The following is a 13,463-nucleotide window of genomic DNA, read 5'->3' on the forward strand; positions in this document are numbered from 1 at the left end:
ATCATGAGCACCGAGAGCACCGCGACCGACCCGCACGACGCCCCCGACGCCGCAGCGCCGGAGGCCGTCCACGACACCAAGCTCAGCCGCCGAGGCAAGAAGGCGATCCTCGCCGGGGCCATCGGCAACACCGTCGAGTGGGTCGACTGGGCGATCTACACGACCTTCTCGTCCATCTTCGCGCACCACTTCTTCCCCGCGGGCGACGACGTCGCGGCGCTGCTGGCGACGCTCGCCATCTTCGCCGTCGGCTTCGTGATGCGCCCGGTCGGGGCGGCCGTGCTCGGCGCCTACGCCGACCGGCACGGCCGCAAGAAGGGCCTGATGCTGACGATCGGCATGATGGCCGGCGCCTCGCTGCTGATCGGCATCACCCCCGACTACGACAGCATCGGCGTGCTCGCCCCGCTGCTGCTCGTCCTCGCCCGGCTCGTGCAGGGCTTCTCGGCGGGCGGCGAGTTCGGCTCGTCGTCGGCGTTCCTCGTCGAGTCGGCCGCGCCGCGCCGTCGGGCCTTCGCCGGCTCGTGGCAGCAGGTCTCGGTCGGGGCCGGCGTGCTGATCGCCTCCGGCATCGGCGCGATCATCACCTCGTCGCTCTCCGAGAGCGCCGTCGACTCGTGGGGCTGGCGCGTGGCGTTCGTCTTCGGCGCGGCGCTGGGAGTCGTGGGCCTGTGGCTGCGCGTCTCGGTCGAGGAGACGGACTCGTTCCAGACCGCCCGTGACGAGCGCGACGCCTCGCCCGAGAAGCACCGCAACCCGCTCGTGGCGATGGTGCGCGACCACCCCCGTGCGACCCTGCGCGTCTTCGGCATCACCATCGCCGGCACGCTGCTCTACTACATGTGGGTCTCGTACATGCCGACCTACGCGGCCGTCACGACGGGCATCCCGCTCAGCCAGGCGCTGCTCGCCAACGTGATCGCGATGGTCGTGTTCCTCGTGCTGCTGCCCTTCGCCGGCATCCTCTCCGACACGATCGGCCGCAAGCCCACCATGGCCGCCTTCGCCGGCGGGTTCCTGATCTTCGCCTGGCCCGCCTTCATGCTGCTCGACGGGTCGTTCGGCATGCTGCTGCTCGTCGAGATCGTGGGCGTCGTGCTGCTGCTCGGCTACTCCGCGAACTGCGCCGCGATCATGGCCGAGCAGTTCCCGCCCGAGGTGCGCGCGACGGGCATCGGCCTGCCCTACGCCCTCGCCGTCGCCCTCTTCGGCGGCACCGCCCCCTACATCACGACGTGGATGAACCAGAACGACCTCGGCCACCTCGTCTGGGTCTACTGCGCGATCGCGGCCGCCATCGGCCTCGCGGTCTACCTGACGATGCCCGAGACCAAGGGCAAGGTGATCAAGTGAGGCGCCACGTCGTCGTCACCGGGGCCGCCAGCGGCATCGGGCTGCAGACCGCGGTGCGCTTCGCCGCCGACGGCGACCGCCTCACGCTGGTCGACGTGCGCGAGGCCGAGCTCGTCGAGGCCGCCGCGACCGTGCGGGCCGCCTCGCTCGGCGCCGCCGCGACCTGGTCGGACGAGGAGGCGGTGCGCACGACGACCGCCGACCTCACCGACCCCGAGGCCCCTGCCCGCGTCGTCGACGAGGCCTGGTCGGCGGCACCCGTCGACGTGCTCGTCAACGCGGCCGGCGTCTACCCGGCCACGCCGTTCCTCGACCTGGACGCCGCCACGTGGGACGCCGTGCAGGCCGTCAACGTGCGGGCGCCCGTGCTGCTCACCGTCTCGCTGGCGCGACGCGTCGTCGGGGCCGGGCTGCGCGCCTCCGTCGTCAACATCTCGTCGGGCGCCGCGCTGCGCGCCCGGCCGGGGGCCGCGCCCTACAGCACGTCGAAGGCCGCCCTCGAGATGGCGACCCGCGCCTCCGCGCTCGAGCTCGGCCCGCTCGGGGTGCGCGTCAACGCCGTCGCCCCCGGGTTCGTCGTCGTCGACAGCACGGCCAACCCGGTCAGCGACGAGTACGCGGCGGCCGTCGGGGCCAACCCCCTCGGCCGCCCCGGCGACCCCGACGACATCGCCCGCGCGGTGCTCTGGGTCGCGGGCGACGAGGCCGCCTGGGTGACCGGCTCGGTGTTCCGGGTCGACGGCGGCTCGTCGACCGGAGCGCACACCCTGCCCCTGCACTGGGGCGACCAGCGAGAGAAGGAGAACGCATGAGCACCACCACCGGGCACGAGCCCTCCCCCGCCGCTCCGCGCGCCTACACGGTCGTCGGCGCCGGGGCCATCGGCGGCACGCTCGCGGTGCACCTCGCCGCGGCCGGCGTGCCCGTGCAGCTCGTCGACGCCGACCCCGAGCACGTCGCCGCGATCCGCGAGCACGGCCTGACGCTCGTCACGCCGGCGGGCACCACCACCGTCGAGCTGCCCGTCTGGACGCTCGACGACGCCCCCGCCGAGCTCGACCGCGTGCTGCTCGCCGTCAAGGCCCAGGCCACGGAGGCGGCGGCCGCCTGGATCGCCCCGCGCCTGTCCCCGACGGGCTGGGTCGCGTCGCTGCAGAACGGCCTGAACGAGGCCACGATCGCCGCCCACGTCGGCGAGCAGCGCACCGTCACCGCCTTCGTCGACCTCTTCGCCGACGTCACGGCGCCCGGCGTCGTCACCGACGGCGGCCACGGCGGCATGGCCCTCGGCGAGTGGGCCGGCGGCGTGAGCCCCCGCGTGCAGCAGCTCGCCGACGACCTCGCCCACTGGGGCACGCCCGTCGTGACCGACAACGTCGCCGGGTTCCTCTGGTCGAAGCTCGCGTTCGGCGCCATGCTCGTCGCCACCGCCCTCGCCGACGAGGACATGAGCGTGCTCATCGACCGGCACCGCGCGGTGATGTCCGAGCTCGCGGCCGAGGTGGTCGCCGTGGCCGACGCCCAGGGCGTCTCGCTCGAGGCCTTCGACGCGTTCCAGCCCGACGCGTTCCGCCGCGGCGTCGACCCGGCGACGACGGAGCGCTCGCTCGACGGCCTCGTGGCCTGGCTGGCGACGCAGTCCAAGACGCGCAGCGGCATCTGGCGCGACGTCGCGGTGCGTGGACGCCCCACGGAGGTGCCCGTCCAGTACCAGCCGGTGCTCGAGGCCGGCCGCGCCCACGGCGTCGCCCTGCCGCACGTGGCCGCGCTGGTCGCGGCGATCGGCGAGCTCGAGCGCGGCGAGCGCCGGATGGGCGAGGAGTCGCTGGTGGAGCTGGCGGGTGCGGGCGCGGGCCCTCTCGCCGGCGGCGCGGCGGCCGACACCGACGCGGCGGCCGACGCCCACGCCGACGCGGCGGCCGCCCCGGCCGGGGCCCGCTCGTGACCGCGGCGGACGCACGACCCGACCTCCGCGAGCTGGGCGACCACGTCGCCGGGCGCCGCGACCGCATGGTCGCCGACCTCGTCGCCTACGCGGGGCTCGAGACGCCGTCCGACGACGTCGGGCTCCTCGCGACCGGCCTGACCTGGGTCGAGTCCTGGCTGGGCGACGTCGTCGGCGCCCCGACCGCCCGCGCCGTGCACGACGGAGGTGCCCACGGCGACACCGTGAGCCTGGAGTACGAGGCGACCGCCGCCTCCTCGGGGCCGTTGCCGTGGGTGACCGTGCTCTGCCACTACGACACCGTGTGGTCGGCGGGCACGCTCGAGGGCTGGCCCGTCGTCGTCGACGGCGACCGGGTGACCGGCCCCGGGGTCTTCGACATGAAGGCGGGGCTCGTGCAGTTCGCCCACGCCCTCGCCGCCGTCGACGCCCTGGGCGCGGCGCGGCCGCACGTGCGCCTCGTGCTCAACGGCGACGAGGAGATCGGCAGCCCGTCGTCGCGCGGCGTCATCGAGGACGCGGTGCGCCGCGGCGGCCCGGTGCTCGTGCCCGAGTCCGCGGCCGGCGGCGCGGTCAAGACGGCGCGCAAGGGCGTCGGCCTGTTCGAGGTCGAGGCGTTCGGCGTCGAGGTGCACGCCGGGCTCGACCCGCGCGCCGGGGCGAGCGCCGTCGACGAGATCGCCCGGGTCGTGCTGCAGCTGCACGCCGCCGCCGACCTCGACGCCGGCACGTCGGTCAACGTCGGGGTCGTGCACGCCGGGACGCGCTCGAACGTGCGGGCCGGCCACGCCCGCGCGTCGGTCGACGTGCGCGTGACGTCCGCGGCGGAGTCGGCCCGGATCGACGGCGTCCTCGCCGGGCTGCGCGCCCACGACCCGCTCGCCCGCCTGGCGGTCTCGGGCGGGTGGAACCGGCCGGTGATGGAGCGGTCGGAGGCGACCGCGTCCCTGTACCGGACCGCCGCCTCCCTGGCCCACGAGCTCGGGCACGAGCTGCCCGAGACCAGCGTCGGCGGGGCGAGCGACGGCAACTTCGCGGCGGCGCTCGGGCACGCCGTGCTCGACGGGATCGGGGCCGTGGGCGACGGCGCGCACGCCCGCCACGAGTGGGCGAGCGTCTCGGGCATGGTCGAGCGGAGCACGGTCGTCGCCGCGCTGCTCACCGAGCTGGCCCGGCAGGGCTGACGCGCCGCGGGAGGCGCGGGTCCCGCCCAGGTGACCCGCGCCTCCTCGGCTACAGCCAGCGCTTGAGCTTGAACGCCCCCCAGAGGCCGCCGCCGATGCCGACCATCAGCGCGAGCGCGAACGGGTAGCCCCACTGCCAGTGCAGCTCGGGCATGACGTCGAAGTTCATGCCGTAGATCGCGCCGATCAGGGTCGGGGCGAAGAGGATGGCGGCCCACGCCGAGATGCGCTTGGTCACGTCGTTCTGCACCTGGGCGACGAGCGTCGCGTTCAGCGAGAGGGCGTTCTGCAGCACGGCGCGGAACGTGTCGGCGCGGTCGACGACGCGGATGACGTGGTCCTGCACGTCGCGCAGGCGGCGCTCGAGCTCGGTGCCGACCTGGTACTTCTCGCCGCCGCGCAGCAGCCCGTCGAGCATGCCGACGAGCGGGCGCGTCGCCTTCTGGAAGTCCGCGACCTCGCCGAACAGCTCGTAGATGCGCCGCGAGACCCCGGCCTCGCCGGCGAACAGCTGCTGCTCGATCTCGTCGATGTCGTTCTCGAGGCCCTCGACGACCGGCGCGTAGGCGTCGACGATCGCGTCGAGCACCGCCCAGAGGATCGCCTGCGGCCCCACGCGCAGCAGGTCGGGCTTCGCCCTCAGCCGCGACACGCTGCGGGCGAGGTAGCGCGAGTCGATGTCGGAGACGTGGTTGATGCCGATCAAGAAGTCGGGTCCTACGAAGAAGTGGATCTCGCCGAAGGCCACCCTCTCTTCGGCGTCGACGTAGACCGCGGGGCGCACGACGACGAAGAGCGTCGTGCCGTACCGCTCGAGCTTGGCGCGCTGGTGTCCGTGGCCCGCGTCCTCGACGGCGAGCTCGTGCAGGTCGAAGCGCTCGGCGAGGGAGGCGAGCTCGGCCTCGTCGGGCTCGCTCAGCACCACCCAGGCGGTGCCGTGCGTCTCGGCGAGCGCCGTGTAGGTGTCGTCGAGCGACTCGGGGCTCGCGGCGACGCGTCCGTCGACGTAGACGTCGTTGATCAGCAGGGGCATCCGCCCAGTGTCGCAGTCCGGCGGGCCGGTGAACCGACGAGAACGGCTGTTCCCGCCCCCGTGAAGAGCCGTTCGCGTCGGCTCACCGGCGCCGAGGCGACCCAGGGGCAGCAGGCAGGGGCAGGGGCAGTCCGGTCAGCGGCCGTTCTTGACGTGCTGCGCGATGGTCGCGGCCGGCAGGGCCGAGTTGTAGACGGCGGTGTCGTCGAGGCTGCCCGCGAACCAGTAGTTCGCCGAGCTCGCCGGGATGTTGGGCCAGCCGGCCAGGTTGTCGTAGCCGACGCGCCAGTAGCCGGTGTTGGGCTCGCCCGCGGCGCCCGTGATCGAGCCGATCGCGACGCCGTCGACGTAGAGCGTGAGCACGCCGCCCGTGGTGAGCGTCCCGGCGACGTGGTGCCAGGTGCCGTCGCGGTAGTTCTTGTTCGTGGCGGTGCTGACGGTCTTGGTGCCGCCGTTGTAGGTGCCGACGGTGATCACGCCGGTGCCCGAGACCCAGAGCTGGCGGTCATAAGAGCCCGAGAGGCCGGTGGCCTGGTTGCCGAAGCCGATGATCTTGCCGCCGGTGCTGTTCGCGGGCAGGTTGATCCACGACTCGATGGTGAACGCGGTCGGCGCGGTGACGGCGGGGGCGTTCGTCGCGACGGAGCCCGAGGTGCCGTTCAGGGTGACGTAGGGGCTCGAGCCGCAGGTGCCCGAGACGCGGGCCACGCCGGAGGACAGCGTGCCTGCCCGGCCGGTCGACGAGCTGTCGAGGGCGGCGGTGCCGGAGCCCTCGTTGTAGCCGTACGAGAAGACGGGCGAGTCGGTGACGGCGGGCATCAGGCAGTCGTAGGCCGAGGCGGCGGCGAAGCTGCTCTGGTTGGCCGCCTGCGACGAGAAGGCCGCGCCGGCGCCGCCCGAGACGACGAGGGTCAGGGCGAGCCCGCCGACGAGGCCGGCCACGGCCAGCGAGCCGGCCGCGCCGCGCAGGCGACGGAGGCGCTGTTCGCGACGGCGGGCGAGGCGACGGCCCCGGCGCGACGCCGGGTCGAGGGCGACGGGGGCGGCTGCGTCCTCGAGGTCGGAGGCGGCGCCTCCTTCGCCCTTCAGCTCGCGGCGCAGCGGGCGGTCGGCCCGGGCGCCCAGCACCAGCAGCATTAGGACGCTGCCCGTGACGAGCAGGTGGCCCCACTGGTGGCCGGCGGCCCAGACGAAGGGGGTGCCGATGTAGGGCACGCGCAGGTAGCCGACGCCGACGACGGCGCTGCGGTCGATCGGGGTGGAGTCGGCGGCCGGGTTCGCGTCGCCCTTCGTCACGATCTGGGTGCCCTGGCCGTTGTCGTCGTAGCGGTGCAGGCGCAGGTGGTCGGCGCGGTCCGGGTCCTGGAACAGCAGCACCTGGCCGCGGTGGATCGACGACTCGGCCACGGGCTTGGCGACGACGACGTCGCCGGGGTGGATGCGCGGCTCCATCGAGCCGGTCATGACGGTGGTGGGGGTCCAGCCGACGACCGCGGGCACGGCGGCCCAGAGCAGCAGGCCGACGAGGGTGCCGAGCACGGTGCGCGACAGCACGCCGACGACGATGCGCGCCCAGCCGAGGCCGGCGCTCGCCTCGCGACGACGCGTCCCGACGACCGTGACGGAGGCGGTGGGCGTGTGACGGGGGACGTCGTACGTGGTCATGGCTTCCTCTCGTCGCGTCGGGGGCGGGTCGGTGGCGGGTGGTGCAGGAGGCGCGGTGCAGGAGGTGCGGTGCGTTGCGGCCGGCGGGTGGCTCACGCCGCAGGGGCCCGTGGGCGGTCGGGTGGCTCACGGGCCCCTGCGTCGACGGGTCGGGCCGTCGGGTCGCGGGTCCGGCCGTGACGGCCGGGGGCTCCTCCGCCGACGGGCTCAGGGTGCCGGCGGAGGTGTCCCGCCGCTGCCCGGAGGGGGGAGGTGGGCAGCGGCGGGAGGGGCCCGTCGCGGCCCGGGGGGAGGCCTGCGGCGGGGTCGTGCCCCGTCGCCGCCCACTGGGAGGGAGACGACGGGAGTCGGGGGCTAGCTGTTCTGGGCTTCCCAGGTCAGGCCGAGCGAGGCGGTGCCGGACTGCGTCGTGTTGGGCGCCGTGTTCGAGACCGTGTAGGTGACCTGGTAGACGCGGGTCTCCGAGGTGGTCGTCTGGGTGCCGGTGGTGCCCGTGGGGGCCCAGGTGCCGACGCCGTTGCTGAAGTTCGTGTAGCTGCTGCCGAAGCCGGCGAGCGTGCCGTTGTAGAGCGACGAGCCCGAGGCGAGGGGGGTGAAGCCCGAGCACGAGCCGAAGCCGCCGCCGGTGCCCTGCACGACGCTGAGCGTGATGTTCGAGGCGAGGTTGTTCGTGGTGGCGGCGCCGGTGCCGTACAGCTTGACGGTCGAGGCGAGGGTGCCGGTCGAGGTGACGGCGATGCAGTTGCTGCCGGTCTGGCCGGGCTTGAGGTTGGTCGCCGTGAAGAGGGCGGTGTTCGAGTCGTCGTCGGTGAGGGCGACGGAGCCGGCGGTCCAGTTGCTGGTCGGGTTGACCGTGGTGGACGAGAAGGCCGAGTACGAGGCCTGCGAGACGACGACGCCGCTGGCGACGAGGGCGGCGGGGATGGCGATCCAGGCGGCGAGGCGGGCGGCGCGGGGGGTGGGACGGGACATCGTGTGCTCCAGGGTGTGAGAAGAGGTGGTGAGTCAGTTCGTGGTGCAGATCGTGGGGGGCAGAGCGTCTCGATCCCCGTGTCTCCCGGTTGTCGAGAGGTTCGGTGTCCGTGTGGCTTGCTGTCCAAGTGGTACGACAATCAAGTTATTCGGGTGTCGAGTAGTACGCAAGCCGAATGATGCCCCCAGTGGAGGGGGCATGTCTCGCTCGTCGAACAACTTGATCGGCGAGGTATAGTGGGCCCACGACCGATGAGCCGCCGCCCCCGCCGCCGCGGTCTCCCCCACTTCCCCGCACCTCCTCCCCCTCCCTAGGAGCTCCGCGCATGACCGACATCTCCCCCCAGCCCGCCGCGGGCACCGCCCCTCCCCGCGACGCCCACGGCCAGGTCGACGTCGACGACGTCCTCGTCGCCTTCTCGACCCTCCTGGCCCAGAACGCCCGCGTCGAGCGCCTGGTCGCGACGCACTTCGGCATCGGCACCACCGACCTCAAGTGCCTCGTCTTCATCTCGGGCAACCCCGAGAGCACGCCCAAGAGCGCGGCCGAGGCCCTCGAGCTCTCGACCGGGGCCACCACGAGCCTCATCGACCGGCTCGAGAAGGCCGGCTTCGTCACCCGTCAGGCGCACCCCACCGACCGTCGCAGCGTCGTGCTCGAGCTCGCCCCCGAGGGGCAGGCCGCCGTCGCCGAGACCGGCGCCTTCTACCGCAGCGCGTTCCGCGACGCCGTCGACCCGCGGCAGCTCGACTTCCTCGCCGCGGTGATGCGCGCCATCGGCGACTCGCTGACCCGTCGCGCCGTCGACGACGACACGACCGGGGCCCAGACCGCCTGACGGCCCGGCCCGGCGCGCTTGACACCCCGGGTGGGGCCGGCGCCCCGGCCCGGCCCGCCCGCCGACGCGGGTCGTAGGGTGGCGCGATGGATCCCTCCGACGTGCTCATCGAGGCCTTCGACCGCCTCCCCGCCATCGCCTCCGCCGCCGTCGACGGGCTCTCCGTCGACGACCTCGCCTGGCGCGCCGACCCCGAGGCCAACACGATCGCCTGGCTCGTCTGGCACACCGCCCGCGGGCAGGACGTGCAGATCGCCGACCTCGCCGCCTCCGACCAGGTCTGGACCGCCGACGGCTGGGCCGACCGCCTCGCCCTCCCGTTCGACCACGCCGAGATGGGCTACGGCCAGTCGCCGGCCGAGGTGGGCGAGGTGCGTGCCGAGGGGCACCTCCTCGTGGCCTACCTCGAGGCCGTGACGCTGCGCACCCGCGGCTACCTCGAGGGCCTGGACGCCGCCTCGTACACCGACGTCGTCGACGACGCGTGGGACCCGCCGGTCACGGCCGGCTCGCGCCTGGTGAGCATCCTCGGCGACTGCACGCAGCACCTCGGCCAGGCCTCGTTCGTGCGCGGGCTGTTCGACCGGCGCTGACGCGGGCGGGGGCGACGCGGGCCGTGCGCGGATCGGCCGGGTCTCGGCGTGAGTGCACCGCGAAGGAGGCGCCGGTCGCCTCCTCCGGACCGCCCGCCTACCGCAGCGACTCGGGAGCGACCTCGGCCGGCACCGTCCAGCCGTGCCTCGTGGCCAGCTCGTCGAGCACCGCCCGTGCGGCCTCGTACTCGCCCAGGAGGACGGGGTCGACGACGGCGTCGGCGTGCGGCCAGTCGACGTCGGGCTCGCCCCAGCGCCAGGCGTCGAGGGTGGACGCGGCCGCCCGCGTCGCACTGAGGGCCCGCGCCAGGGCCACGAGGTCGTCGTGGCGCAGCGTCCGCCCCTCGGCGCGGGCCCAGCCGGCGAAGGCGGCAGGGACCTCGACCACGGCGGCACGGGCGACCCGTGTCGCGGCTCGTCGCCGAGCGGCGGCCCGCTCGTGCGCGTGCCACCCCAGCACGCCGTAGGCGGTGATGCCCGCGGCGGCGGCACCGACCGAGCCGAGCCCGGCCCACGACGGCCACTCGACGAGGTCGAGGCCCCCCACGGCCACGACGACGCCGACGCCGCCGCCGAGGGTCGCGGCGACGCCGACCAGTGCGGGGAGGGCCGAGGCGAGGGCGCCGCGGGGCCAGGTGAGCGCGTCGCGCAGGGCGGCCTGCAGCTCGGGCCGAGGGAGCGACTCGTCGACGACCAGCCACCGGGTGTCGGTGCGGGGGTCGCGCTCGAGGGCGGACTCCCCCCGGACCCGCGCGGACTCGCCGCGGACGAACTCGTCGCCGTGCCCCGGAGTCCCCTCCGGCACGTCCTCGAGGAACTCGCTCACCGCTGATCCGTCCCGTGACGGATCAGCGACGACGTTGGGGTACCCGACCTCCTCGCCCACGGCGACCAGCGCCTCCTCGGCTCGCGCCCGCGCCGCCCACAACGCCGTCTCCGCAGGGTGCTCGCCGGGAACAGCACCGACGTCGGGCACGTCGTCGTCGGCGGGGTCCTCTCCCCCGGTCGCCCCGGCGTCGAGGCGTCCGTAGAGGCAGTCCGACAACCGCCAGCGGGCCGCCTCGAGCTCGCCGACGAGCGCCAGCGCCCCGACCACGCGCCACACGTCGGCCGCAGGCACGCCGTCGGTCGCAGGCACGCCGTCGGCCGCGGGCACGCCGTCGGTCGCCCAGCGGCGCACCGCGTCGTCGACGGGCACGACGTGGGGGCTCCGCTGCGGCTCGGGAGCCGGCTCGTCGCGTCGCCAGGGGGCGTCGAGCAGGGCGATGCCCGCCACCGCGGCGACGAAGAACCCCACGAGGCCCAGCGCGGCCGCGACGGTGATCCGGGCGGGGAGCTCGGCGAGGTCGAGCTCGCGCGTCACGACCACGGTCCCCACGACGGCGGCGGCCAGCACCACGAGGGCGACGAGCCCCGGCGTCCACGCCAGCACGCGTCGCGGCGCGGTCCGGTTGGTCGGCGCGTTCGCCGCACGGTGGGCGCGCACCGCCTCCGCGGCCTCGGTCGGCGACAGCGCGGGGTCGACGACGTGCCAGACGTCACGGTCGCTGATGCGGACCCGGACGATGCCGGGTCTCTCGCGGGTCGGGGCCACGCTGCGAGCCTGGGGCGCACCGCACCACAGGGCCCCGACCCGTCCACGGGACGCCGACGGGCGCCCACCCGTGAGGGCGGGCGCCCGTCAGGGTGCCGGAGGAGGCGCGGTGCGGCCTAGTTGCCCGCGAGCCGGTCGACGAGGGCGTCACCCGAGCGCGCGTCGATCATCTCGGCCTCGATCTCGGCGCGGTCGAGCAGCTCCTCCATGCGGCGGCGACGGGGGCGCGTGATCAGCGTCACGACGGTGCCCTCCTTGCCGGCGCGGCCGGTGCGCCCCGAACGGTGCAGGTACGTCTTGTACTCGTCGGGCATGTCGGCCTGGACGACCAGCTCGATGTCGTCGACGTGGATGCCGCGGGCGGCGACGTCGGTCGCGACGAGCACGTTGACGCGACCGGTGGTGAGCAGGCCGAGGTTGCGCGTGCGGCGGGCCTGGTTCAGGTCGCCGTGCAGGCTGGTGGCGCGGATGCCCGCGTCCTCGAGCTGGTCGGTGAGCTGCTCGGCGAAGGCGCGGGTGCGGGCGAAGACGAGCGTCTTGCCGGGGCCCGACGCGAGCTGCTCGATGACGGCCGTCTTGTCGCGCTGCTCGATGACGAGCACGCGGTGGTCGATGGTCGAGCTGGCCTGGTCCTCGCCGGCGACCTCGTGCACGGCCGGGTCGACGAGGAACTCGTCGACGAGCTTCGCGACGCCCTTGTCGAGGGTGGCGCTGAAGAGCAGCTTCTGGGCGCGGTCGCCGTTCGGCTTGACCTGGGCGGTCTCGCGGATGATGCGCTGCACCGGCTCGAGGAACCCGAGGTCGCACATGTGGTCGGCCTCGTCGAGCACCGTGATGGTGACCTCGCTGAGGTCGAGGCGGCCCTGGTCGATGAGGTCCTCGATGCGGCCGGGGGTGCCGATCACGATGTCGACGCCGCGGTTGAGCGCGCCGACCTGGCGGGCCTGGGGCACGCCTCCGTAGACCTGGGTGGTGAACAGGCCGACCGAGCGGGCGATGGGCTGCACCGTGCGGTCGATCTGCATGGCCAGCTCGCGGGTCGGGGCGAGGATGAGCGCACGGGGGCGACGGCCCATCTTGCGGTTCTTCGCGCCGTTGTTCTCCATCAGCTTCTCGACGAGCGGGGCGCCGAAGGCGATGGTCTTGCCGGAGCCGGTGCGGCCGCGGCCGAGCACGTCGCGACCCGCGAGCACGTCGGGGATCGTCGCGGCCTGGATCGCGAACGGAGCCGCGGCGCCCATCGACGCCAGCTGGCGCTCGATGTTGTCGCCGAGCCCGAGGTCGCCGAAGCTGACGCCCTCGACGTCCTGCGCGGTGAGGACCTCGGCCTGCAGCTTCTCGAGCTTGACGTCGTCCTCGGGCGTGTAGTGCGTGCCCTGGTCGCGCTTGGGGTAGAAGTCGCTCCGGTCGTTGCGCTCGGCGGCGCCGGGGCCGCGGTCGTAGCTGCGCGGGGCGCGCTCGTCGCGGCCGCCACGGTCGTAGCTGCGCGGCGCGCGATCGTCGCGGCCGCCACGGCTGTCCCGGCTGTCGCGACCGCCGCGGCTGTCGCGGTCGTAGGAACCGCCGGAGGCGCGTCCAGCGCGCTCGGGACGGTCGCCCCACGACCGGGTCGGCTGGTCCTCGCGCGGCGGGCGCCCGGCGGGCGTGTAGTTCTTGGGCGCGCGGTCGTCACGGCGGGCGGGGCGCTCGGCGCGCTCGTCGCGGTCGTGGCCGCGCGCCGGGCGGGCGTCGCGGTCGTAGCCGCGCGCCGGGCGCGCGTCGCGGTCGTAGCCGCGCTCGTCGCGACCGCCGCGCTCGTCGCGACCGCCGCGGTCGTCGCGGGCGGGACGGTCCGAGCGCTCCCAGCTGCGGGCCGGACGGCTGTCGCGGCCCCAGCGGGCCGCCTCCTTGCCGCCGTCCCGGCCGAAGCGGGGGGCGCCTCCGTCGCGGCCGCGCTCGGCGTTGCGGGCGTCGTGGTCGCGGGCGCCGAAGCGGCTGTTCGAGCTCTTCTCGCGGGGCTCCCAGTTGGGGCGGCCGCTGCCGCTGCGGGGCGCCTCGCCGCGGCGCTCGGCGCGCGCGTCGCTGTTCCAGCGGTCCTTGCGCTCGGGGGCGCCGGCCTCGTCGGGGCGGTGTCCGCGGTGCTTCTGGCTCTTGGAGCCGGGCTTGCGGTGCGGGTCGGTGCCTCGGGAGCGTGACGGAGTCTTGTCGTAGGGGGGCATGGTGTTCTTTCCGGGCTTGTGCGATGACGCGAAGTAATGCCCGGGCAGCCATTGACCAGGACCGTTCACAGACGTGAATTCATCCCG

General features: G+C 74.6%; 11 protein-coding genes. 6 read left to right on the top strand and 5 right to left on the bottom strand.

Annotation, left to right across the window (positions count from 1 at the left end; all coding sequences use genetic code 11):
* The first annotated feature begins 3 nt into the window (after window positions 1-3).
* Genes FHR78_RS14565 through FHR78_RS14915 form a run of 4 tightly spaced genes read left to right on the top strand, consistent with a single transcriptional unit; the run spans window position 4 to window position 4,482 of the window.
* Entirely contained in the window at window positions 4-1,353 is a 1,350-nt protein-coding gene (locus FHR78_RS14565) for an MFS transporter (protein WP_166761285.1), read from the top strand.
* Window positions 1,350-2,165, top strand: a complete 816-nt coding sequence (locus FHR78_RS14570) for an SDR family oxidoreductase (RefSeq protein WP_166761286.1) — start codon at window positions 1,350-1,352, stop codon at window positions 2,163-2,165. Before FHR78_RS14565 ends, FHR78_RS14570 begins: the two co-directional genes overlap by 4 nt.
* On the top strand, window positions 2,162-3,298 hold the full coding sequence (locus tag FHR78_RS14910) for a ketopantoate reductase family protein (protein WP_208393294.1): 1,137 nt from the start codon (window positions 2,162-2,164) through the stop codon (window positions 3,296-3,298). The genes FHR78_RS14570 and FHR78_RS14910 overlap by 4 nt, the downstream gene beginning before the upstream one ends.
* A complete protein-coding gene (locus FHR78_RS14915; protein WP_208393295.1) occupies window positions 3,295-4,482 on the top strand; it encodes a M20/M25/M40 family metallo-hydrolase in 1,188 nt (395 codons plus the stop codon). Before FHR78_RS14910 ends, FHR78_RS14915 begins: the two co-directional genes overlap by 4 nt.
* Before the next feature lie 49 nt (window positions 4,483-4,531).
* Here FHR78_RS14915 and FHR78_RS14580 read toward each other — a convergent pair whose 3' ends face one another.
* The 3 genes from FHR78_RS14580 to FHR78_RS14590 form a co-directional block, all read right to left on the bottom strand.
* On the bottom strand, window positions 4,532-5,515 hold the full coding sequence (locus FHR78_RS14580) for a magnesium and cobalt transport protein CorA (protein ID WP_166761287.1): 984 nt from the start codon (window positions 5,513-5,515) through the stop codon (window positions 4,532-4,534).
* Window positions 5,516-5,650: 135 nt separating this feature from the next.
* Window positions 5,651-7,180, bottom strand: coding sequence for a signal peptidase I (locus FHR78_RS14585; RefSeq protein WP_166761288.1), 1,530 nt, complete (start codon window positions 7,178-7,180; stop codon window positions 5,651-5,653).
* A gap of 354 nt (window positions 7,181-7,534) precedes the next feature.
* Window positions 7,535-8,152: a hypothetical protein gene (locus tag FHR78_RS14590; RefSeq protein ID WP_166761289.1), complete on the bottom strand. Its 618-nt coding sequence runs from the start codon at window positions 8,150-8,152 to the stop codon at window positions 7,535-7,537.
* Between the two features lie 326 nt (window positions 8,153-8,478).
* Here FHR78_RS14590 and FHR78_RS14595 point away from each other — a divergent pair, with 326 nt between their 5' ends.
* Together FHR78_RS14595 and FHR78_RS14600 are read left to right on the top strand one after the other, a co-directional pair.
* Window positions 8,479-8,991 (top strand): MarR family winged helix-turn-helix transcriptional regulator, encoded by a 513-nt coding sequence (locus tag FHR78_RS14595; protein ID WP_166761290.1) that lies wholly within the window; start codon window positions 8,479-8,481, stop codon window positions 8,989-8,991.
* A gap of 86 nt (window positions 8,992-9,077) precedes the next feature.
* Window positions 9,078-9,584 (top strand): mycothiol transferase, encoded by a 507-nt coding sequence (locus FHR78_RS14600; RefSeq protein WP_166761291.1) that lies wholly within the window; start codon window positions 9,078-9,080, stop codon window positions 9,582-9,584.
* 97 nt (window positions 9,585-9,681) lie between these two features.
* Here FHR78_RS14600 and FHR78_RS14605 read toward each other — a convergent pair whose 3' ends face one another.
* Both FHR78_RS14605 and FHR78_RS14610 read right to left on the bottom strand, forming a co-directional pair.
* Entirely contained in the window at window positions 9,682-11,178 is a 1,497-nt protein-coding gene (locus tag FHR78_RS14605; RefSeq protein ID WP_166761292.1) for a hypothetical protein, read from the bottom strand.
* Between the two features lie 116 nt (window positions 11,179-11,294).
* A complete protein-coding gene (locus FHR78_RS14610) occupies window positions 11,295-13,376 on the bottom strand; it encodes a DEAD/DEAH box helicase (RefSeq protein WP_166761293.1) in 2,082 nt (693 codons plus the stop codon).
* Window positions 13,377-13,463: the final 87 nt, after the last annotated feature.

This window comes from Frigoribacterium faeni (genome assembly GCF_011761235.1).
Taxonomy (GTDB): Bacteria; Actinomycetota; Actinomycetes; order Actinomycetales; family Microbacteriaceae; genus Frigoribacterium; species Frigoribacterium faeni_A.

Coding starts and splice junctions, on each gene's coding strand:
- FHR78_RS14565 (WP_166761285.1), top strand. CDS start 4: ATGAGCACCGAGAGCACCGCGACCGACCCGCACGACGCCCCCGACGCC.
- FHR78_RS14910 (WP_208393294.1), top strand. CDS start 2,162: ATGAGCACCACCACCGGGCACGAGCCCTCCCCCGCCGCTCCGCGCGCC.
- FHR78_RS14580 (WP_166761287.1), bottom strand. CDS start 5,515: ATGCCCCTGCTGATCAACGACGTCTACGTCGACGGACGCGTCGCCGCG.
- FHR78_RS14585 (WP_166761288.1), bottom strand. CDS start 7,180: ATGACCACGTACGACGTCCCCCGTCACACGCCCACCGCCTCCGTCACG.
- FHR78_RS14590 (WP_166761289.1), bottom strand. CDS start 8,152: ATGTCCCGTCCCACCCCCCGCGCCGCCCGCCTCGCCGCCTGGATCGCC.
- FHR78_RS14595 (WP_166761290.1), top strand. CDS start 8,479: ATGACCGACATCTCCCCCCAGCCCGCCGCGGGCACCGCCCCTCCCCGC.
- FHR78_RS14600 (WP_166761291.1), top strand. CDS start 9,078: ATGGATCCCTCCGACGTGCTCATCGAGGCCTTCGACCGCCTCCCCGCC.
- FHR78_RS14610 (WP_166761293.1), bottom strand. CDS start 13,376: ATGCCCCCCTACGACAAGACTCCGTCACGCTCCCGAGGCACCGACCCG.